Annotated in this window: 27 protein-coding genes and 1 pseudogene; 16 read left to right on the top strand and 12 right to left on the bottom strand. The window is 34.3% G+C overall.

What is annotated here, in order from left to right; translation table 11 throughout:
* Positions 1 to 31: 31 nt before the first annotated feature.
* From BG05_RS24310 to BG05_RS24285, 6 genes are all read left to right on the top strand, one after another.
* Complete coding sequence (locus BG05_RS24310; RefSeq protein ID WP_002030586.1) at positions 32 to 412, top strand: GntR family transcriptional regulator; 381 nt, start codon at positions 32 to 34, stop codon at positions 410 to 412.
* A complete protein-coding gene (locus tag BG05_RS24305; RefSeq protein WP_002186347.1) occupies positions 409 to 1,107 on the top strand; it encodes an ABC transporter ATP-binding protein in 699 nt (232 codons plus the stop codon). Before BG05_RS24310 ends, BG05_RS24305 begins: the two co-directional genes overlap by 4 nt.
* Positions 1,104 to 1,898 (top strand): hypothetical protein, encoded by a 795-nt coding sequence (locus tag BG05_RS24300; RefSeq protein ID WP_016126729.1) that lies wholly within the window; start codon positions 1,104 to 1,106, stop codon positions 1,896 to 1,898. The genes BG05_RS24305 and BG05_RS24300 overlap by 4 nt, the downstream gene beginning before the upstream one ends.
* Positions 1,899 to 1,912: 14 nt before the next feature.
* Positions 1,913 to 2,815, top strand: coding sequence for an ABC transporter ATP-binding protein (locus BG05_RS24295; RefSeq protein ID WP_002030591.1), 903 nt, complete (start codon positions 1,913 to 1,915; stop codon positions 2,813 to 2,815).
* The gene (locus BG05_RS24290; protein WP_002186344.1) at positions 2,815 to 3,591 is read left to right on the top strand and encodes an ABC transporter permease; all 777 of its coding nucleotides are present in this window, start codon (positions 2,815 to 2,817) and stop codon (positions 3,589 to 3,591) included. The genes BG05_RS24295 and BG05_RS24290 overlap by 1 nt, the downstream gene beginning before the upstream one ends.
* A 313-nt stretch (positions 3,592 to 3,904) precedes the next feature.
* Positions 3,905 to 4,918 (top strand): CPBP family intramembrane glutamic endopeptidase, encoded by a 1,014-nt coding sequence (locus tag BG05_RS24285; RefSeq protein WP_002168834.1) that lies wholly within the window; start codon positions 3,905 to 3,907, stop codon positions 4,916 to 4,918.
* Positions 4,919 to 4,947: 29 nt separating this feature from the next.
* On the opposite strand, the gene BG05_RS24280 is transcribed toward BG05_RS24285, so the two are convergent.
* Together BG05_RS24280 and BG05_RS24275 are read right to left on the bottom strand one after the other, a co-directional pair.
* Positions 4,948 to 5,130 carry a DUF3913 family protein gene (locus BG05_RS24280; protein ID WP_000707108.1) on the bottom strand — a complete coding sequence of 61 codons (183 nt, stop codon included), beginning with the start codon at positions 5,128 to 5,130 and terminating at the stop codon, positions 4,948 to 4,950.
* 100 nt (positions 5,131 to 5,230) lie between these two features.
* A complete protein-coding gene (locus tag BG05_RS24275) occupies positions 5,231 to 5,683 on the bottom strand; it encodes an Lrp/AsnC family transcriptional regulator (protein ID WP_002011610.1) in 453 nt (150 codons plus the stop codon).
* Between the two features lie 123 nt (positions 5,684 to 5,806).
* Between BG05_RS24275 and BG05_RS24270 the strand changes: the two genes are divergently transcribed.
* From BG05_RS24270 to BG05_RS24260, 3 genes are all read left to right on the top strand, one after another.
* Positions 5,807 to 6,220, top strand: a complete 414-nt coding sequence (locus tag BG05_RS24270; protein WP_170935223.1) for a carboxymuconolactone decarboxylase family protein — start codon at positions 5,807 to 5,809, stop codon at positions 6,218 to 6,220.
* Between the two features lie 13 nt (positions 6,221 to 6,233).
* Positions 6,234 to 6,788 (top strand): cysteine hydrolase family protein, encoded by a 555-nt coding sequence (locus BG05_RS24265; protein WP_002186343.1) that lies wholly within the window; start codon positions 6,234 to 6,236, stop codon positions 6,786 to 6,788.
* Positions 6,789 to 6,875: 87 nt separating this feature from the next.
* Complete coding sequence (locus tag BG05_RS24260) at positions 6,876 to 7,274, top strand: SseB family protein (protein WP_002011614.1); 399 nt, start codon at positions 6,876 to 6,878, stop codon at positions 7,272 to 7,274.
* A gap of 27 nt (positions 7,275 to 7,301) precedes the next feature.
* Here BG05_RS24260 and BG05_RS24255 read toward each other — a convergent pair whose 3' ends face one another.
* Positions 7,302 to 8,222, bottom strand: a complete 921-nt coding sequence (locus BG05_RS24255) for a S66 peptidase family protein (RefSeq protein WP_002168832.1) — start codon at positions 8,220 to 8,222, stop codon at positions 7,302 to 7,304.
* A 73-nt stretch (positions 8,223 to 8,295) separates the two neighbouring features.
* On the opposite strand from BG05_RS24255, the gene BG05_RS24250 reads away from it, so the two are divergent.
* On the top strand, positions 8,296 to 9,432 hold the full coding sequence (locus tag BG05_RS24250) for an NAD(P)H-dependent flavin oxidoreductase (protein ID WP_002186340.1): 1,137 nt from the start codon (positions 8,296 to 8,298) through the stop codon (positions 9,430 to 9,432).
* A gap of 17 nt (positions 9,433 to 9,449) precedes the next feature.
* Here the strand turns inward: BG05_RS24250 and dltD are convergent, their stop codons facing one another.
* The 5 genes from dltD to BG05_RS24225 form a co-directional block, all read right to left on the bottom strand.
* A complete protein-coding gene (gene dltD / locus BG05_RS24245) occupies positions 9,450 to 10,625 on the bottom strand; it encodes a D-alanyl-lipoteichoic acid biosynthesis protein DltD (RefSeq protein WP_002186339.1) in 1,176 nt (391 codons plus the stop codon).
* Positions 10,622 to 10,861 (bottom strand): D-alanine--poly(phosphoribitol) ligase subunit DltC, encoded by a 240-nt coding sequence (gene dltC, locus BG05_RS24240; protein WP_002011622.1) that lies wholly within the window; start codon positions 10,859 to 10,861, stop codon positions 10,622 to 10,624. Before dltC ends, dltD begins: the two co-directional genes overlap by 4 nt.
* 70 nt (positions 10,862 to 10,931) lie before the next feature.
* Complete coding sequence (gene dltB, locus BG05_RS24235; protein ID WP_002186338.1) at positions 10,932 to 12,098, bottom strand: D-alanyl-lipoteichoic acid biosynthesis protein DltB; 1,167 nt, start codon at positions 12,096 to 12,098, stop codon at positions 10,932 to 10,934.
* Complete coding sequence (gene dltA / locus BG05_RS24230; protein WP_003188200.1) at positions 12,095 to 13,609, bottom strand: D-alanine--poly(phosphoribitol) ligase subunit DltA; 1,515 nt, start codon at positions 13,607 to 13,609, stop codon at positions 12,095 to 12,097. The genes dltB and dltA overlap by 4 nt, the downstream gene beginning before the upstream one ends.
* A 12-nt stretch (positions 13,610 to 13,621) precedes the next feature.
* On the bottom strand, positions 13,622 to 13,768 hold the full coding sequence (locus BG05_RS24225) for a teichoic acid D-Ala incorporation-associated protein DltX (RefSeq protein WP_002011626.1): 147 nt from the start codon (positions 13,766 to 13,768) through the stop codon (positions 13,622 to 13,624).
* A gap of 359 nt (positions 13,769 to 14,127) precedes the next feature.
* Between BG05_RS24225 and BG05_RS24220 the strand changes: the two genes are divergently transcribed.
* The 5 genes from BG05_RS24220 to BG05_RS31200 all read left to right on the top strand — a co-directional run bounded on the left by BG05_RS24220 (position 14,128) and on the right by BG05_RS31200 (position 17,189).
* Positions 14,128 to 15,306, top strand: a complete 1,179-nt coding sequence (locus BG05_RS24220; protein WP_002126238.1) for an amidohydrolase — start codon at positions 14,128 to 14,130, stop codon at positions 15,304 to 15,306.
* Between the two features lie 223 nt (positions 15,307 to 15,529).
* The gene (locus BG05_RS31205; protein ID WP_002011628.1) at positions 15,530 to 15,694 is read left to right on the top strand and encodes a hypothetical protein; all 165 of its coding nucleotides are present in this window, start codon (positions 15,530 to 15,532) and stop codon (positions 15,692 to 15,694) included.
* A complete protein-coding gene (locus BG05_RS24210) occupies positions 15,687 to 16,133 on the top strand; it encodes a flavodoxin (RefSeq protein WP_002086759.1) in 447 nt (148 codons plus the stop codon). Before BG05_RS31205 ends, BG05_RS24210 begins: the two co-directional genes overlap by 8 nt.
* 24 nt (positions 16,134 to 16,157) lie before the next feature.
* Positions 16,158 to 16,931, top strand: a complete 774-nt coding sequence (locus BG05_RS24205; protein ID WP_002140953.1) for a hypothetical protein — start codon at positions 16,158 to 16,160, stop codon at positions 16,929 to 16,931.
* A gap of 96 nt (positions 16,932 to 17,027) precedes the next feature.
* A complete protein-coding gene (locus BG05_RS31200; RefSeq protein WP_002126244.1) occupies positions 17,028 to 17,189 on the top strand; it encodes a hypothetical protein in 162 nt (53 codons plus the stop codon).
* Here BG05_RS31200 and BG05_RS24195 read toward each other — a convergent pair.
* A complete protein-coding gene (locus BG05_RS24195) occupies positions 17,186 to 18,094 on the bottom strand; it encodes an aminoglycoside phosphotransferase family protein (RefSeq protein ID WP_003188194.1) in 909 nt (302 codons plus the stop codon). The two genes, BG05_RS31200 and BG05_RS24195, sit on opposite strands and share 4 nt — an antisense overlap.
* Positions 18,095 to 18,193: 99 nt before the next feature.
* On the opposite strand from BG05_RS24195, the pseudogene BG05_RS24190 reads away from it, so the two are divergent.
* Positions 18,194 to 18,681: pseudogene (locus tag BG05_RS24190) on the top strand (biotin transporter BioY).
* A 25-nt stretch (positions 18,682 to 18,706) separates the two neighbouring features.
* Here the strand turns inward: BG05_RS24190 and BG05_RS31195 are convergent.
* The 3 genes from BG05_RS31195 to BG05_RS24175 all read right to left on the bottom strand — a co-directional run bounded on the left by BG05_RS31195 (position 18,707) and on the right by BG05_RS24175 (position 20,483).
* A complete protein-coding gene (locus BG05_RS31195; RefSeq protein WP_000743737.1) occupies positions 18,707 to 18,856 on the bottom strand; it encodes a hypothetical protein in 150 nt (49 codons plus the stop codon).
* Between the two features lie 18 nt (positions 18,857 to 18,874).
* Positions 18,875 to 19,048: a hypothetical protein gene (locus BG05_RS24180; protein ID WP_000343684.1), complete on the bottom strand. Its 174-nt coding sequence runs from the start codon at positions 19,046 to 19,048 to the stop codon at positions 18,875 to 18,877.
* Positions 19,049 to 19,124: 76 nt separating this feature from the next.
* Complete coding sequence (locus tag BG05_RS24175) at positions 19,125 to 20,483, bottom strand: MATE family efflux transporter (protein WP_002126252.1); 1,359 nt, start codon at positions 20,481 to 20,483, stop codon at positions 19,125 to 19,127.
* Positions 20,484 to 20,507 lie beyond the last annotated feature (24 nt).

Raw genomic sequence — 20,507 nt, 5'->3', positions numbered from 1 at the left:
TTAACTAATACACTAAGACAGGAGGGGAGAAATGAAAATCGAGTTTTCTCCAAATACACCAATTTACATTCAGGTAATGGAATACATAAAGAAAGAAATTGTAACGGGTCATTTATTGCCTGGCGATAAAATTCCCTCCGTACGTGAATTAGCGAGTGAATTACAAGTAAATCCAAATACGATTCAACGTACATTTCAAGAGTTAGAGAGGGATGGAGTTGTTGTAACACGTAGAGGAATGGGGCGATATGTAACGAATGAAGGGGAGAAAATTATGGAGCTGCGAAAAGATATGGCGAAAGAATTACTTCATTCTTTTATAGATGGAATGGACAATTTAGGTTTTTCAGAAGAAGAAATTCTTACAATCCTTCGTTCTTCATTACATGAGAAAAGGGAGGAGAGCGAATGACAGAGTTATTAAAAATAGAAAATCTATGGAAGCGGTACGGATTAAAAGCAGTGATCCGTGAGTTAAACATAGAGATTACAGAAGGAAAAATCGTTGGGCTTGTTGGAGATAACGGAAGCGGGAAAACGACGTTATTAAAAATGATTGCAGGATTGCAGCATCCTTCTGAAGGCAGCATAGTAATTAACGGTAAAAAAGTAGGGTTAGAGACGAAAGAAATCGTTTCATTTATGTCTGATAAGCCAGTCTTTGATGATTGGATGACGGTAAAAGATTCTTTATTTTTCTATCGAGATTTTTATAAAGACTTCGACATTCAAAAAGCGGTAGATACGATTGCGGAATTTAAAATACCGTTAGAAGAAAAAATTACAGCTTTATCAAAAGGTATGGTTGAAAAGCTACAAATTATTTTAACATTTTCGAGGAAAGCGAAGTTATACGTACTAGATGAACCACTGGGCGGAATTGATCTCGTTTCTAGAGAACACGTATTAGAACTTATTTTACAGTTTTATCGCGAAGATTGTACCATTTTAATTGCAACACATTTAATTGGAGAAGTGGAAAATATTTTTGACGAAGTAATCTTTTTAAAAGATGGTGAAAGTGTACTGCATGAAAATGTAGAGGAATTACGTTTCCAACGAGGAAAAGCTGTTACGGATTTGTTTAAGGAGGTGTTTAGTAGATGAAGGCCAGTTTGATATATATGTACAATGCGAATAAAAAACAAATTTTCATTTCGTTATTGTCATTCATATTCATTGTAGCTGTCGCTTTTGTAAGTATGGGGAATTATATTAAACAAGAATCAGGAGAAGTAAGGCAAATGATTATAATTGCTTTAGTATTCTTAGTTTATATGATTTTTGCAGTATTAGTATTTCTACAGGCTATATCTGCGTTTAGGAAAATGACCGAGAGTACATTATTTCGATTAACACCGGTATCTGGTAAAAAAATTGTTTTAGCAATATTGTCATATGCGGTAATTAGTTTAATGTGTTTTGAAGTGATAGGTACTATGTTTGTCTATAGTATTTCGATGAAAGTAATAAAAGGTACAGAACTCTATGGAATGTTATTTACGGAAAGTACAATTGAGCTAGATATAGTAAAACAATTATTTAGTAGTGTGTTATATGTATTTAATTTATCAAGTATATTGTTAGTTTTACTTTTTACAGTATCTAGCGTTAAAGTATTTTCTTTGAAAAAGAAAAAAATGGAGTATGTAATTATTTTCTTCTTATTTTTACTAGTAACGAAAGTAATCAATATGATATATGAAATGCTAGGCCGACTTGCACCTACATCTACTTTTATTAGGAAGTTAGTTTATATAGATGAATCGATGGATATAAATCTTATACTATATCCAGAAAGTCTTATGAATTTATATAGTATTGCTTTTTCAATCGGTATATTTGTTTTACTTGTTTATATAACAGGGCGCATCATCGACAAAAAACTAGAAGTTTAAAGGAGGAATCATCATTGGGAAATGTAGTAGTGAAATTAGAAAATGTCCGAAAAAAAATCGGTAGAACAGAAATTATTCGGGGCTTATCATTTGAGGTTCGTGAAGGAGAGGTATACGGATTCCTTGGACCGAACGGTAGCGGTAAGACGACGACAATTCGTATGATGACAGGTCTTATTTCTATGACAGAAGGCGATATTACAATTTGTGGTCATAGTATTCGCACAGAGCGTGAAAAGGCGCTAGAGCAAATTGGAGCGATTGTAGAAAATCCCGAGCTATATGATTATATGACTGGAATGCAAAATTTAAAGCATTTTGCGAACATGGCGATTACCCCAATTAGTAAAGAGCGCATCGCTGAAATTGTAAAGCTTGTTGAATTAGAGCATGCGATTCATAAAAAGGTGAAAACATACTCACTTGGTATGAAACAGCGTTTAGGAATTGCGCAGGCGTTACTTCATCAGCCGAAAATCTTAATTTTAGATGAACCGACAAATGGATTAGATCCAGCTGGTATTCGCCAAATTCGTGATTATTTACAACGATTAGCGAAAGAAGAAAATATTGCAGTCATTGTATCAAGTCATTTATTAAGTGAAATTGAATTGATGTGTGATCGCGTAGTTATTATAAAGCAAGGTGAGTTTGTACAAGAGTATAACTTACATGAACAAGCGAAGCATGATGAAACAGTTGTAGTTGCATTTGAAGTAGATCAAGTTCAAAAAGCGAACGAAATTATTAAAGGTAAAGTACAAGGAAATGTAGCTGTGGCATCTGTAATGAAAGAAGAGATTCCGCAAATTGTAAAACAGTTAGTGAATGCTGATGTACTCGTATACGGTGTTACTGTTCAAAATAAAACGTTAGAGGATGAGTTCTTAGCGATTACAGGGGGAGTGAAAGCGTAATGTTTAAATTAATTCAAAATGAATTTTTAAAGTTACATGCGAAAAAAGGTATGTACATTTTAATAGGTGTAATTGCAGCATTGGAGATTTTGGGAGTTTTAGCGATGCTGAAATGGGGAGGAGGAAATGAGTTTAAAGGATCATATTTAGATTTTGTAAGTTCAGAGATTGGTTTAATTACCTTATTTGCAACAATTTTTGGAATTACGATTGCGTCTCGTACAATTACTGATGAGTTCCAAAAAGGTACAATTAAGCAGTTATTAATCCGTCCGAGAAAACGAATTACAGTTTTGTTCTCTAAATATATTACAGTGTTACTTACTATATTATTTATCATATTTGCTAGCACGTTAATCGCAATGATTATTGGCGGGATTGTAATGGATGGTAGTAAAACAGGAGTAACGTTAGGAATCGTAATGAAGTCCATTTTATATCAAGTACTTTCACCGTTCTTCTTTGCAACTCTTTCATTTTGTTTAGCTAATGTATTTAGAAATTCTGTATTACCATTAATTATTACGATGTTCCTATTTTTCTTACAAGGACCAATTAATATGGTACTAATGATGTTTGCAAAAGGTGTAGCGAAATTTGTGGTGTTTTTCCATTTAAATTTAAGTGTTTACGACAGTAATAAATTAGTAAGTGGCGGAGTAGAACCACCATTTACAGAATTTACGTTTACAACTTCATTATTACTTGTAGTTGCATATTTTGCTGTATTACTTGTAGTATCAAGTGTATTATTCCAAAAACGTGACGTATTATAGTAGAAAAAATCCCCGTGTTAACGGGGATTTTTATTAACCAGCTTTTTTGATTTATGTAGCTTTTAAGTGTGGCAGATACATATTTACTTAGGAACATAATTGTAACTAAGTTGAAGAACATTGATATGGTATATCAAATAGGATTGTTATTATGTAATTTAATACGTATATTATTCGGAATAAAGTGAGAAAAATAGGAAGATTTTCAACTATATTCATATTATAATTTAGTTATCCGGCCATTTGTGGAGAAGGGCTACCCATAAAATACTGAATAAAGTTTCACTTTATATCATCTCTGGAGGTGTTCCATATGCAACATGCATTTTCACGTATAAGGCTACGTAGTTTTTTTGGATGGATGATTATAGGGATGTTCCTGACTATGATTCCATTAAATTTATCAGGTGCTTCTGACAATACGATAGAGTTACTGTCACAAATATCAATATTTTTCGCATTTCCACTATTGTGGCTATATTTTAAAACAAGTAAAAATAATGTTGTTTTTAAAAGTTTTTTTGATAAGCCCAGACGTTTACATTGGGGGCTAATTGTATTAGCAACGATAATGGGAATGATTTTTGCAGTCGGTATATCCCAAATTCAATTTTATATTTTAGCACATACTTTACCTAATTTCTTAGTTACCATGTTAGAAGATGGAAATGTAATTAATACGAGTAACATATACATGACGATATTTACTTTCATTTCAGCATGTGTATTAGCCCCAATAATGGAAGAGGTTATTTTTAGAGGTTTTTTCTTGCAGCGAATGGCGTACAAATGGGGGATTAAACGAGCGGTTATTATATCCTCTCTTATTTTTGGACTAGGACATTTTGATGTTATTGGTGCTTTCATGTTCGGTGTTATTATGTGCCTTCTATACATAAAGACAAAAAATATATGGACGAATATTGCTGTGCATGCTCTAAATAATTTGATTGCAACGAGTATGCAATTTGTAGGTGGAGATGGAAGTGACGCAATCTCGATTACTGAATTACAAGCACAAAGTAATTTATGGATCGGCATTGGTCTTGTGATTATCGGTTTATTATGGTTCATTCCTTTTACTTGGAACCAGTGGCGTACAGTAAAAGAAGTTGGTGTGCCACCGATTCGTTTCATAAATGAAGAAAAAGTAGTGAATACATCAGAAGAAAATGAAATATATAGCCAAGTGATAGTAACAGATAGATTGATGGCTGTAGAACTACCTGATGAAGCTGTAAATAAGCTTCGGTTAGAAGAAAATGATTATGTAACAGTTTCTGTAGAAGAAGATAAAATTGTTATAAAGAAAGCGCATAATAGATAATTAAAAAGTAGCTCCTAAAGAGCTACTTTTTAATTTGTAATAATCTCTACACGAAAATTATTACCGTTCTTTACATATTTAATATCTGTAACGATCCGAACGGTTTTTAGAAGTTCAACTTTTTCACCAATTCGAGGGATGGTCGGAACATTGTCCCAAATACCAAGCAAGTCATCTAATTGTGCCGTTTTTTCATAAAACCAGATTTTCAATGTAAAGCCCCTTTCTCGAACTTTATGTATTTTAATACATGATATATCATTTTTATTCTTAATGTAAGGGGTTTTTACTCTTTTTGTGAATAAAGATGAATTAATCTTCTGGGAATATATGTTCAATGTCCGGAGTAAGAGCTACTTCTGATAATACGATATGAGAAACTGTCGTTGCATATGAAGAAACATCATTGATAAATTCTTCAAGTTCAACGAGTGAAGGAACAGAGATTTTTACAATGTAGCATAAGCTTCCTGTTACTCGGTAACAAAAACTTGCAGATGGATAAGACTGAATAAACTGTTGCATACGTGTTGTATCACCATTTTTTAAAGTGATTTCTAAAATACAATCTAAAACAAGTCCTGCTTTTTTATAATTGATATCGATTGTGTATTTTTGAATAATCCCTTCACTTTCAAGTTTACGTACACGTTCTGTAGTAGACGGAGCCGATAAGTTTACTCGTTTTGCTAATTCACGCATCGAAAGGCGGCTATCATTATATAATTCATTTAAAATTTTTCGATCAACACGGTCTAATTGCATTTGTAAATATACCTCCAGTAAAATGATAATTTTTGTAAAGAAAAATTTAAAATTAAGATTCATATGAAATGTAAAGTGAACTTTATTTATTTTACAATAAAAAAGAAGGAAATAGGAGGGGAAATGATGGAGAGAATTACATTATCAAATGTAGGAGATACAAAGTTTCAAAAATTATTAGGTCATAATCCAGATATATTAAATTCGTGGAGTACGTTAGAGAATACACTGTATAGTACAGGGGCCCTTTCCGTAGAGTTAAAGGAGCAAGTAAGAAGAACATTAGCGTTTGGGAATGAATGTCCGTACTGTATGGCAAAGGGAAAGCCGGATGATATACAAAAAATAGAAGAAATTAGCGTAGCCGTTACTTTTGCACATGCATTTGTTCATGACCAAAAGGCGATAGATGATAATATGTTTCATATATTAAAACAATATTGGACTGAAAAAGAAATTGTAGAGCTTTGTGCCTATATTTGTTTTATTACTGCTTCGCAGCAACTTGGTTTTCTGTTTCAATTACAGCCCAATTAATTAGGAGGATATTATGCTTAATCAAGCAGCACTCATAATCATTGATGTACAGGAAGCATTCAACTTACCATACTGGGGCGTGAGGAATAACATTTTGGCGGAAGAAAATATGAAAAGTTTGTTAGAAGAATGGAGAAAAAGAAAACTACCAGTTTTTCATATTCAACATGTAAATAAAGAAAATGTTCAATCGATGTTTTATCAACATGCGGAAACGGTAAACTTTAAAGAAGAAGTGCAACCAATGCCAGATGAAATAATTATCCAGAAATCCGTTAATAGCGCGTTCATTGGGACAAATTTGGAAGAACAATTAAGAGAACAAAAATGTAATACGGTAGTAATTGTAGGATTAACAACAAATCATTGTGTGGAGACTACAACACGGATGGCAGGTAATTTAGGGTTTACAACGTATTTAGTGAGCGATGCGACGGCTACATTCAATCGTAAAGGTCTGGACGGGACAGAGTATAGTGCAGAGGACATTCACAATATGACACTTGTAAACTTACATGATGAATTTGCCAAAATCGTTACGACTGAAGGTGTTTTAAAATTATTTTAAGAAAATAATTGTGGAATTATGTAGAAAAAAATAAGAATATTTCGTATAATCTAAGTATAATCATTTTGAAAATAGGGGTGTCATCATATGGAGCAAATTCCAGTAAAGAAAATAGAAGAAGTACTCGTTTTAGCAGGAGATGATAAACAAAAGCAAAAGGAATTTTATGAATTGCTCTTAACAACGGAGTTTTATGTTGCTGGTTCACTTGAAGCAGAAGACGGGGCAACGGAAGGAACACTTCGTTTGCGTCATTTCCAAGGAGAGGGTAGATGGATCGTTCCGTTCTTTACACAATTGAAATTTGTAAAAGATGTGTTGCCAGAAGGTACACCCCTTATTACGATACGTGGAAAAGAATTATTGGGTAGCATCGAGAAAGATGCGACAGCTGTATTAAATGTTGGAACAGATATGAGTAAAACATTTATTCCAGAAGAAATTGCAGAGATAGCATCAGGACGAATCTTTAATTATTATAAGTAAAAGGAAAAGCTTAGCAGCTTTTCCTTTTTAATTTGAACATGGAGTGGCTATACCAGAAGAAATAGAAACAGTTTTGTTAGTTGTATTTATTGTTGCTGTAGCTCCGAGGGGAATACCGATATTTGGACTTATATGTCCAATCGGTAAACCGAATAACACAGGTATATTATATGGCGTGAAATATTCATATAATATTGTTTGCAATGATTGAGATGGCTTAGAAGGGTTGCAGTCGTGACAACTTGTAAAAATAACGCCGCTGCATTCATTAAACTGTCCAGATAAAAGTAGTTGATTTAACATCCGGTCAATGCGGTACGGTTCTTCACCAATATCTTCAAGCAATAAAAGTTTATTTGACGTATTTATCTCATAGGGCGAGCCAATTATACTTGTTAACACAGTTAAATTTCCTCCAACTAATGTGCCTGTAACTGTACATGGAGAGGTAGGTACGATACATTCTGATGCATATAAGATAGATGAATACGGATGGAATAGTTGATTGAAAGAAGATAAGGAGAGAGAATCTATACCTTTTCCTAATTCTTCAATCATTGGACCATGAAAAGTAACCAGCTCCGCATAACGTGAAAAGGCAGTATGTAAAGCCGTAATATCGCTATATCCCCAAAAAATCTTTGGATTCCGTTGAAGGATTTCATATTGAATGTAAGGGAGGAGACGAGCGCTGCCGTAACCACCTCGTGCACAAAAGACTGCTTTGACCTCAGTATTTGTAAATGCTTCATGTATATCATCAAGACGAACTTGATCACTTCCAGCTAAATATCCATATTTTTCATAAACACTCTTTCCAATTATTACGGATAATCCCATCTCTTGTAATACGTTCACACCTTTTAATATATTCTCAAGTGTTGGTGGGCCAGACGGTGCAATAACCATTACTGTATCACCTTTTTGCAACGCATTTGGATAAATCATTGTTCTCAGCCTCCTTCTCTTTCAATATATTCGCTTGAGCGAAAGTTCAATCCTTGTAAAAGAAGGGGAAAGCATGTCATATAAAGAAGGTATAGGGAAAGTAGGAGGGAAAATGATGTTTACAAGTCGAGTAATAGATATATTACAAATTAAGTATCCGATCATTCAAGCAGGTATGGCAGGAGCGATTACAACGTCAGAACTTGTTGCAGCTGTGAGTAATAGCGGAGGATTAGGTACGCTTGGAGCAGGGTATATGAGCCCAGAACAAATCCGTGAAGCGATTTATAAAATAAGGGAACTAACAAATAAGCCTTTCGGTGTTAATTTACTTTTAACGAAAGAGATACAGATAGAAGAAGAGAAGGTAAACGAGGCGAAAGTATTACTTAGTGGAGTGAATAGAGAATTAGGTATAGAGGAAGAAAAGACTTTAAAACTTCCAAAAAGCTATAAAGAACAATTACAAGTATTATTAGAGGAAAAGGTACCAGTCGTTAGTTTTGCATTTCAAACGTTAGAAAAAGAAGAAATAGATGATTTGAAAAAGGAAGGGATAAAAGTTATCGGAACAGCTACCCATGTAGCGGAAGCGAAAGCACTTGCTAAGTTAGGGGTAGATATTATTGTCGGGCAAGGTAGCGAGGCAGGAGGGCATAGAGGAACGTTTATTGGGAAAGAACAAGATGCGATGATTGGTACATTTGCATTAATCCCGCAATTAGTAGCGGAAGTACCTCATATCCCGATTGTTGCAGCAGGTGGTGTAATGAATGGGCAAGGGCTTGTTGCGGCATTTGCGTTAGGGGCAGAAGCTGTTCAAATGGGATCAGCCTTTTTAACGAGTGAAGAAAGTATTACGCATGACGTGTATAAAGAGGCGATTTTACATAGTACAGATACGAGTACAACGGTAACCCGTGCGTTTTCCGGGAAATATGCACGGGGTATTCGTAATGAATTTATAGAGAAACATGAAGGAAGAGAAGAGAATTTACCGATGTATCCAGTGCAAAACGTATTAACTTCAAAAATACGTCAAGAAGCAGCGAAGCAAAATAAGGAAGAGTATATGTCGCTTTGGGCGGGACAAGCATCATCATTAGCACGAACGGAATCAGCTCAGCACGTAGTGAAACGTGTCATGAAAGAAGCAGAGAACTTAATTGAACAATTACAAGATGTATATAAAAAAAGACCACTTGAATAATTCAAGCGGTCTTTTCGTTAGTTTGCTTTATAAAATTGTTGGATAGCTTCGTCGATGTAAACCCAGCCTTTCCAACCTAAGTGCATATGATCTTTTAAGAAGTACTTATCATATTCATGATTTGAGAAATCAGCAATTGGATAGCCAGCTTGCTTAATTTGCTCATGAACTTTATTGTAGTATAATTCGCGTTTTTCTTTCGGGAAGCCAGCGTAATCATACCAAGGACCTTTTACAGGAACAGAAATGAAGAGCGGTTTTGCGCCAGATTGTTTTAATAAATCAAGTACAATTTGTAAATCTTCATATTCTGGTGATTGGTCATAAGCATCATTTTTTAAGTAACCTTCACGTTGTTTTAATTTCTTCTTAATTTTGCTATTGAAGTAATCATCTTCGATACCATATTCGTTAGAGCTTGATTCTACTGCACCTGTTTGATCAGCATGCTTACGAGCTTCTTCCCAGTTCATTTGTTTCAATGATGGATCAAGCTGTTCTTTATGCGGCTTAATATTAAACATAACTGTAAATAAATCTTTACGATCTAGAATGTTACGATAAATATAAGCGAAAGGTTTAGCAGCAAGTGCTTTTACTTTATACTTTGTATCATCGTAGGCGATACCTTCAAGCGAAATTTTTAATAAAGTTTCTTTTTTTACAATCTCAAAGTTTAATAAGCGTTTTGCAATTTGTTTTTTCATTTCAGGTTTTAAATCATCGTTGAAAATGAAGTGGTAACCTTGTTGTTTTGAAAAGTTAGGTGCAAAGTGTGTCTCATCAATACCTTGTGGTACAAACCATTGCGGAGAAAGAACGAATATCATTTTCTTATCTTTCAATTGATTCATTGTAGATGTGAAGTTTAATACATGTACAAGGTCTTGTGTTCCACCGCGCCCAAGTAGGAATGGTGTGAATCCTTCAGGCTTTACTTTGAAATAATTCGATGGATGGAAAGCATCCATACGTGCGAATTCCGATGAACCGTACATCGGAAGATATTTCGGGTCTGCTAACATCTTTTGCTGTAAAATCATACTTTGAATCTTTTCTTCTTTTAAAGAAGTCGCAGCTTGTTCTACTTTCTCATCACTTAAAAGTGGGAGTAGGAAGCGCGTAGGAATAAGTAAGAATACAGCAAAAAGGGCCAATGCTAAAAGCATCGGACCAAATTTCACTTTGTTCATCGGATTTCTTCTAACTTTTTAATAACCATATTTGGTGTAGCCCACTCATCGCGGTCAAAATCAGAAATAGAAACTTCAATCTCTAAACGCTCTTGGAATTCTACTAATAAAGATACTACAGCGAAAGAATCAAGAATACCTTCTTCAAATAATTGAACATCTAAGTTTTCTTTCACAATATCGTTTTCACATACTTCTTCTAAAATATCTAATACTTGCTCTTTGAATTCTGCCATTTTTAAAATCTCCTTTATATCCGAAATATATTATATATGTGCAACTTCTTAATAGTATAAGAAGGGTGCATTAAAAGTATCTGTTAAGGTGTCCAGAGAAGATCAGGAAACCGAAACATACAACGTGGAACGTAATTACAATCGCAAGGACGTGTGTAAATTTATTGTTTGGCCAAAACTTATGCTTTTTGTTTTTTCGTTCGAAAATATCGAATAAGATAAACAAGGCAGCGTGATAAAGACCATAAATAATGTATTGATACACATGCTCACCAGTAATATGCCATATTCCCATGATGAAAAAGTTTAAAAATGCACCGATATACGAAATTGTGTAACGGTTTTTAATTAACTTTTTCTTCGTTGCGAAAAAGACGAAACGCATGTAAATAAAGTCACGGAACCAGAATGATAAACTCATATGCCAGCGGTTCCAGAAGTCTTTAATGTTACGACTAATGAATGGTTTATTAAAGTTTTCTGGAGTTTTAATTCCCATCATATAACTTACACCAATTACAAATGAGCTATAACCAGCAAAGTCAAAGAATAAATATAAGCTATAGCTATACATGTAAATCATATTTGATAGGATTGTATCTTGCTGAGCGAATGCCGGATCCATAAAATATTGCTTTATTAAGTAAGCAATAATAAATTTATACAAGAAACCTTGGAAAATACGGTTTAGCCCTGTATATAGTAAATTTTGATATTCTTCTGCACTAGGTGGCTTTTGAATATCTTTTTGGAATCTGCGGTAACGATCGATAGGTCCCGTTGAGATAGCTGGGAAGAATAAAACGAATTCCCAGAAATTAAAGAAGGAAAGTTCTTTAATTAAGTTATCACGAACTTCAAAGACCATTTGTACTGCTCTAAATGTTACATAGGACATTCCTAAAAATACAACAAACTTTAGCTCAGGTACAAACGGTGCAATTTTTGCTAAAACAAGCGGTAAAATCGACAAAATAACAGCCATATAAAACCTAAATGTACTATTATTTTGTTTTCTTAACATTAAATAGCCTTTAATAAGGGCATATTGCCAAATAATAAATGCGGCTAACATGATTGCTTGCTTCGGTTTATCAGAGAAGATAATAACGAGCATTACTAATGTTAAAACGGCATTATATTTACGCAACATTTTACCTTTTAATCCAGCTATGATAGTAGGTATTAATAAAATGCCTACTATAGCGAAAAAATAAAATGATCCATATGCGGTCATGCTGTAACCTCACTCAATAATTTTTTGCGATCTACCTTTCCATTTGGTGTCATTGGAATAGAAGATTGATACATGAATTTACGTGGAATCATGTAATTTGGTAATCGCTCATTGAGTTCTTTTTTGATTGCAGATGTTAATTTGAATTCTTTTTCAAACGAATGCTCTCCAGGAACAACAACCGCTAATAAGTAATCATATTTTTCACCTTTTTTAATTGGAACAACAACTGCACCTTCTACGTAAGAACACGCGCGAAGATGATGTTCGATTTCTTCTAATTCCATTCGATAACCATGAAGCTTAATTTGGAAATCAAGACGACCATTATAGAATAGAAGACCATTTTCTACATAGCCAGCATCACCTGTTTTATAGGCACGCTCACCATCAATCATGGTAAATACTTTTTCTGTTAATTCAGGGCTTCCTAAATAGCCAACGCTTACGCTTGGACCGACAATTACGATTTCACCTTTTTCACCGTCAGGTGCAATTGTACCATCTTCTTTCATAATAAGAAGGCGACAGTCTGATTTACAGTAGCCAACTGGAAGTGATTTGTATTGATCAAGCACTTCTTCTGTAACGTGAATGCCTGTTACAGCAACAGTAGCTTCTGTTGGACCGTACGTATTCATAATTGCTGCTTTCGGGAAACGCTCAATTAATTTTCTAGCTACTTCATTTGGTAACACTTCACCGCAGAATAAGAATGTTTTCATGTTTGGTAGCATAGTTTCAGAGAAAGAGGCTTCCATTAAACACATTTCTGCGAAAGATGGTGTCGAAGTCCATACTTGTATATTCGATTGCTCTAAAGAAGCAAACAAGTCTTTTGGACGTGCAATCATATCTTTATCGATTGCCCAAAGTGTACCACCTGTTACTAACGATGGGTAAATATCCATTACAGATAAATCGAATGAGAAAGGTGCTTGGTTTAAGAATACTTGCCCTGTTTGTAAGTTGAAATCTTCTACAGCCCATTTTGTAAAGCTAACAAGACAGTTATAAGTAATCTGAACCCCTTTCGGATTACCTGTACTTCCTGATGTGTAAATAATGTAGAAGTTCTCATCACCTTTTACCGCATGTTCAGGATTTGGAATGTTCCCTTTATGAGTAAAGAAAATATCTTTTAAGTTGTCTTCACTTACGATACGAACTGGTAAATCAGTTACAGTTACTTCAGTTCCTGATAAAAGTAATTTCGCACCAGAATTTTCAGCGATACGTTGTACGCGATCAGCTGGGATAGATAAATCTACAGGAATGTAAGCATGTCCAGCTTTTACACAACCTAAAAAGTTAATAATCATTTCAGGTTGCATATGGCCATAAACCATAATTGGTGAACGATCATCTGGATACTCAGAAGAAATCCAATGTGCTAACGCATCAGAATCTTCCTTTAATTGTTTGTACGTAATTTTCGCATCTCGCCAAACAAAAGCGGTTTGATCAGGCGTTTCTACAGCCCACTTTTCAATTTGTTCTAATAACTTCATAACGTTCCCACCCTAAAATTCGTTGTAAATAAATGTACTTGTGTTTGTATCATGGAATCCATACAACCAAAGCAATGCAAATAAAATTGCAAGGTAATAAACCGTCTTTGCAACCCATTGTGTGAGTGGTTGAGACCATATCTCTTTTAATCTTTCCATGTCTTTCCCTCGCTTAATGAAATAATAGCTCTTTGTAGGTATCATGTCCTACATTATTGTGAAAAAAACAAAATCCCACATTTTAGGTAAAAATAAGTCAAAAGGCTCTTTTCTGATATTAGCACTAAATACTAAAAAAGAAAATCCCTAACTTAGCAATTATATTACATTCAGCATGAATTTGTAATGGGTTTGACATGTAAATAGGAAGTGGATTGTGTGAATGTATAAAAGTGGATTGTGAGAAGGCGGGAAAATATAATATTTGTTTTGTTATTCCTGAATTGGAGTGGGTTAATAATCACTGGGTACTTAGTACATTTTTAAGGTATAGAGCCTTTTAAAAGGAGGTAATTATTATGAAAAGAGAGTGGAGGAGTTTTATTTCAGAGGAAAATATCATTAAATGGAGACGGCATTTCCATAAGTATCCGGAATTATCGTTTCATGAAAAAGAAACTTCGCAATTTATATATGAAACATTATGCTCATTTTCTTCTTTTGAAGTAACGAGACCAACGCAGTACAGTGTGCTAGCAATTAAAAGAGGAAGGCAACAAGGGAAAGTAGTTGCGATTCGAGCTGATATAGATGCTTTACCAATCCAAGAGGAAACAAGGAAACCTTATACGTCTGTGCATAAAGGAATAATGCATGCATGCGGGCATGATGCTCACGCAGCTATTTTATTAAGTGCAGCAGAGACGATAGCAAATATGAAGGAAGATTTTGCAGGCGAAATCCGTCTGTTCTTTCAGCACGCAGAGGAAGTGTATCCCGGTGGTGGACAAGAAATGGTGGAGGCCGGTGTTATGGACGGCGTCGATTATGTAGTAGGTTTGCACGTTATGTCTGGATTAGAAAGTGGAAAGATAGGAATTGTATATGGCCCTATGATGGCAGCACCAGACGTATTTACAATTGAAATTTTAGGAAAGGGTGGTCACGCGGCACGACCAGAAGAAACGATAGATCCTATTGCTATCGGAGCACAAATTATTACAAATTTACAACATATCGTATCAAGAAATACAAGTGCTTTTATGCATAGAGTAGTGTCAGTTACACAATTTCATGGGGGGATGGCCGATAATATCATTCCTAGTGCAGCAGCTTTAATGGGAACTGTTCGATCTTTTAATCAAACATTAAGAGAGGAAGCAAAAGAGAAAATTGAGCAAATTGTAAAAGGAATTACAGAAGCACATGGGGGAGATTATACATATACGTATCGTTACGGATATGATCCAGTTGTTAATAATGAGTACATTACGAAAATAGTAGAAAAAAGTGCGATAAAATTGTTCGGAAATCAGCGTATTGTGCATCTTGAACCTTCTATGGGAGGAGAAGATTTTTCAGCGTATTTAAGAAAAGCACCTGGTTGTTTCATTAAATTAGGAACAGGGAATAAAAATATTGATACTTGTTATCCACATCATCATCCGAAATTTGATGTGGATGAATCGGCTTTAATTAATGGAGTGGAACTATTTTTAGAGACAACTATAAGACTACTAGAAACTGATAAAACATAAAAAAAGGCAACTGCACTCTATTGCAGTTGCTTTTATTTCTTCCGTCAGAGAGGGCTGAGAAAGAACTATGCTCATTTATAGTATATGAATAGCTAACGGACAAGCTTGTACATTTTAACTATTTTTTTAAAAATAGTTATTGACTTTGATAATCAATTTCAATTAATCTAATGATATAATTGAAATTGATAATTATTATCAATGAAATAGATGAGGAACCTTAATGAGAAAAACATTTCACCTTTTACGAAGGGGATTAAAAAATAAAGATGTTGATAAGCATATTGAATGGCAACGAAATGTAATTCGTTCTGAATATGTAGATGAGAAGAGTACACTTCAAACAGAAAAAGAGATACAAGGTAAAAGGAGAGGTTCAGTTGAGTAAGTTAGTAATGATTTTTGCAAGTATGAGTGGAAATACAGAGGAAATGGCTGACCATATTGCGGGTGCGATTCGTGAAACAGAAAATGAGATTGAAGTAATTGATATTATGGATACACCAGAAGCTTCTATATTAGAGCAATATGACGGGATTATTTTAGGTGCTTATACTTGGGGAGATGGTGATCTTCCTGATGATTTTTTAGATTTTTATGATGCAATGGATTCTATTAACTTAACTGGTAAAAAAGCAGCTGCATTCGGTTCTTGTGATTCGGCTTATCCGAAATACGGGGTAGCGGTTGATATTTTAATAGAAAAGCTGCAGGAGCGCGGGGCAGCAGTTGTGTTAGAAGGATTGAAAGTAGAATTAACGCCAGAAGATGAAGATGTAGAAAAATGTTTACAGTTTGGAGCTGAATTCGTAAAACACCTTTCTTAATGGCAGAAGGGAGATGAAGAGCAATTGCATGAGAAAATCTCAATCAAAACGATGACAGATTACCATTTGTATGATTTTATGCGTTGTCCGCATAAATTTTATTTCCGTCATATAAAAAGAAGAGAACCTTCTTCATTTGAATGGCAACAAATAGCACAAATGATTGTGAATCAAATTATTAATGAATATTACACGCTACCTGCGGGCCAACAAACGAAAATTGTACTTTTAATATTAATAGAAAAGTATTGGAAAAAAGTAAGGATTAATATGTTTGCTTCAAAGGCGGAGTACTATATTGTTTTAGCAAAGCTAACTGATCACTTATTACAGTTTGTTGAAAGGGATGATAGTCAGGCACCGCCGTTATTTTTATATGAGAAGTTTCAAACATATATGGAAGAGTTAGGTGTCCACATGTCATTGACATTTGAAGTTGGTGAGTGGAGTGCTGAATCGTTTGTAATTAAAAAGTATGTTGTCGATGCGGATGAGGAAATGCTTGCTCTTTGTCAGAAGCTAATGACAGTATTCAGTTATAAAGCTTTCGGTATTCTTCCAGGGAAAATTGAAGTTATTAATTTAATAGAAGGAACTAAGTATGAGTACATTCCAAAGCAGGAAGATATTATAACTGGAATGGATGATTTATTTAGAATGAAAGAAATGTTGCAACAACCTGAGCACTATACAGAGCGTCATTTTCGTTCTGAGTGTATGAGTTGTGCGTTTCGTAGTGAATGCCAAAGGGAAGAAGTAAAGAAAGAAGCGAAGCAGAAGAAAAATATAGTACATTAAAGGATGCAAATTTGCATTCTTTTTTGTTATTGACATGAAAAGCTTTTCATCATTTACCGTATATTTGTAGCAGATTAATAAAGGGAGGAATAATCAATGAAAGATGAAACGGCAGTATTTCAATGGTTAAAAGAACAGAATGCTCCTTTTGGAATTCAACTGCAAATTTTACAGGCATTTCAATTGTATAAAGTTATTGTTGAAATGGATAAAAAGTTAATGATGTATGAGGAGAGAGAGTATAGGGAGAGAATTTAATCTCGTCCCTGTAGTATTGCTTTAAGCTGTTCTTCATTCTTCTTTAATATTATTTCGTTGTTTGTTTCAATGTTATAAATAAGGTTATGTAGTAAAGGGCTGTATTGATAAAAGGTAGTGATGCGGTGAATGAGTAATGGATCGCGGTAAGAAATAAGTGCACTGTATTGTTCATATACAGATGTAGTAAACTCACGACCGAAATCATAATATAGCCCAGCAAAATCAAAAGCGGGATCGCCAATTTGAGCATCTCCAAAATCGATAACACCTGAAATGGTTTTGTTCAAGTTGTTAAATAAAATGTGATGATGTGTAAAGTCAGCATGGATGATTGTATTTTGAAAGGTAGATTTAGCTATACAGATAAAAAAATTTTCGAATAAACGATTTAAGGCTGATTTCTGTAATGAAGTAAGACTGTTAGTAAAATATTGATTTAATTTTGTTTGTAGTTCTTTCCAGTAGGTAAGTGTTTTTTCGATAGGGAACCCTAGCGTTTCAGTACGTTTTAAAGGAATACTATGTAAAGCCGCAAGGAAAGTGGCTAATTGTGTAATGATTGCTTTCAATTCTTTTTTCTCTAGCTTTGCAACTAGTTCAGTTGTTAACGGTTCACCATGAATGAGAGGATAAAAGCTACAAAATGGAACGGTATTACAATTATTCTTATACAATAAATGATACTTAGGAATCTCGATTTCTTGTAATAAATGAGAAAGAATTGTGCACAGTTCTTTTTCTAACGGAATTCGGTTTGCATATTCAAGTTTTCGCGGGAAACGAAATAGTAGTTCGTCATTTATAATAACCGTTATATTATCCCATCCTTCTTCATTTTGTTTATATGAATGTATAGAAAGACCGGGCAGAGCTTCTTTTATATATTGTTTGTAAGAGTCCATAATTGTTCCTCGTTTCTAAGTTAAAGGTAGGTTATTCCACTTTATGATATCAGAATTTTCTTTCTACATGTTAAAATATAACTATCATTATGGAGGAGGGTGGGGTGCATTACGAAGAAAAGAATATTAATCATTTCTCTATGTATCGCTTTTGGATTGTTTTGGCCACCTTTAAACCGATAGATCGCTACGAGTTAAATAAGGAATTAAAGAACAAAAGTATAGAAACTTTAACTGATAAAGAAATGAAAATGATAGGAGAACACTTTGTGACAGCGCAACTATCAGTGTTTGAGTTTAATAATAAAGAAGATGTGAAACGAAAAGGTGAAGAAATATTTGTAAATAGAGGGTATGAACAGTTAATAGAAAATTATTACCCAAACTGTTTTCGGGATTTAGAGTATAAATTTACAAACGAAGAGATACGTGAAGAGACAGATGAGAGTTTTCGCTATCATGCTGTAGCGTACGTTACTGGTATTGAAAATGGCAAGAGAAGTGAAATGAAATTAAATTATGACATGAAAATTGTAAAGGTTAATAATTTATTCATGGTGTTAGAACAAAAACAATATGTACAATAAAAAACCCTCTAGAAGCAGAGGGACTTTAAAGATTTTCATTTTGTTGACCAAGTTCTTTTTGAGCAATGTATAAATTTCCTTGCTCAACTTGTTTCAGTGTATGAACAGAATCTCCTGCATATCCTTTTTCCGTTTTCACAGTTCTTTTTGAACGATTTGAATCTTGTTTCTTCATATAATAGACCACCCTTCTTTAAAAATAGACGAAAATGATGAGCACGAGTAATACAGCTGCGAAAATGGTAATGCCCATTAAAAAAGAAGTATTTTTATATTTAGGTGGCTTATGTACATCTTGCCGATATCCAGGTGAAATTTCAGGGGCGAATTCTTCATCGAATGATTGTTTCTTTTGTTTTTCGTCCATATGTATCCACCTTTCTTTTTCATTATGTTACACGTTACAAGAAAAAATATGCATGAAGAAAACAGCCGCTATATCATTAGCGGCTGCTTTGCGTTGTATATTTTCTTTGTACTTGAAAGAGACGGATAAGCAGGAAGATTGCTCCAAATGCTAGACCGATAATAAGACCGATCCAATAACCTTTTGCTGCCCAGTCAGTATAAGTTGCTAACATGTAGCCAAGAGGTAGACCTATTACCCAATAAGCTATTAATGTCATAATTAAGGCAACATTTACGTCTTTATAACCACGAAGTGCTCCTTGTACTGGAGTTGCAATCGCATCTGAAATTTGAAATAAAATCGCGAATATAAGAAATTCTTTAGCTAAATGATGGACATTTGCATTTGTCGTATAAATAGAAGCAATTTCATCATCAAAGAAATAAAGAAGGATTGAATATAAAAGAGCGAAAGCAAGGGCTAACCCAATTCCGATAAATCCATATTGTTTCGCATTATTGTATCGTTTTGCTCCAACTTCAAATCCAACGGCTATCGTCATTGCCATTGCTAAACTTAAAGGAGTCATATATAACAAGGAAGCAAAGTTCATAGCTGCTTGATGTGCTGCTATTGTTGTCGTACTAAAATTACTCATCATAAGTGTTACCGCAGCGAAAATACTCGTCTCAAAAAAGATAGCAAATCCGATAGGGACTCCAAGTTTCAGGAATTCCTTCCAGATTGTAAAGGAAGGGCGGTATAACTGTTTAAAGATATTGAAAGAAGCGAAAGGCTCTTTCGTACGAATAATAATAACCGTAATAATTAAAATACACCAATAGGTTGCTGCAGAAGCGATTGCCGCACCAACACCACCGAGTTTTGGAAAGCCAAAGTGACCAAAAATTAATAAGTAATTTAATACTACATTAATTGGTAATGATAGTAATGTAATAATCATCGTTGTTCGAGTTTTCCCTAATGCATCAATAAATCCACGTAAAACGGTGTAAGTAAATAAAGGGATAATTCCAATCGCGATAATAATTAAAAATTGTGCTGCAATACGTTCCACGGGTTCTTCTAATTGCATGCCATTTAAAATAGGTGAAACAGCGAAGAATCCGATAAGGATAACAACGAAACTAGCACAAATTGCTAAATATACTGCTTGTATGACAATGTGGGGAACGTCCTCCTTTTTCTTTGATCCAACGAGCTGTGCAACAATAGGAGTAGTAGCCATTAAAATTCCTGTTAAGCCGGTACTAACGGGAAGCCATATACTTGTTCCGATAGCAACACCCGCTAAATCAATAGGACTCGCATGTCCTGACATTGTCGTATCAAAAAAGCTCATCGCAAATAATGACATTTGCGTTACAAAAATCGGGAAAAAGAGTAATAAAAATTGCTTTAACTTTTGTGAGAATGAATTAGTTTCTTTCATAAAATCCCCTTTCAACGTAAAAAA

The sequence above is a fragment of the Bacillus mycoides genome (genome assembly GCF_000832605.1).
Taxonomy (GTDB): domain Bacteria; phylum Bacillota; class Bacilli; order Bacillales; family Bacillaceae_G; genus Bacillus_A; species Bacillus_A mycoides.
This window is presented reverse-complemented; position numbering and strand designations above follow the sequence as displayed.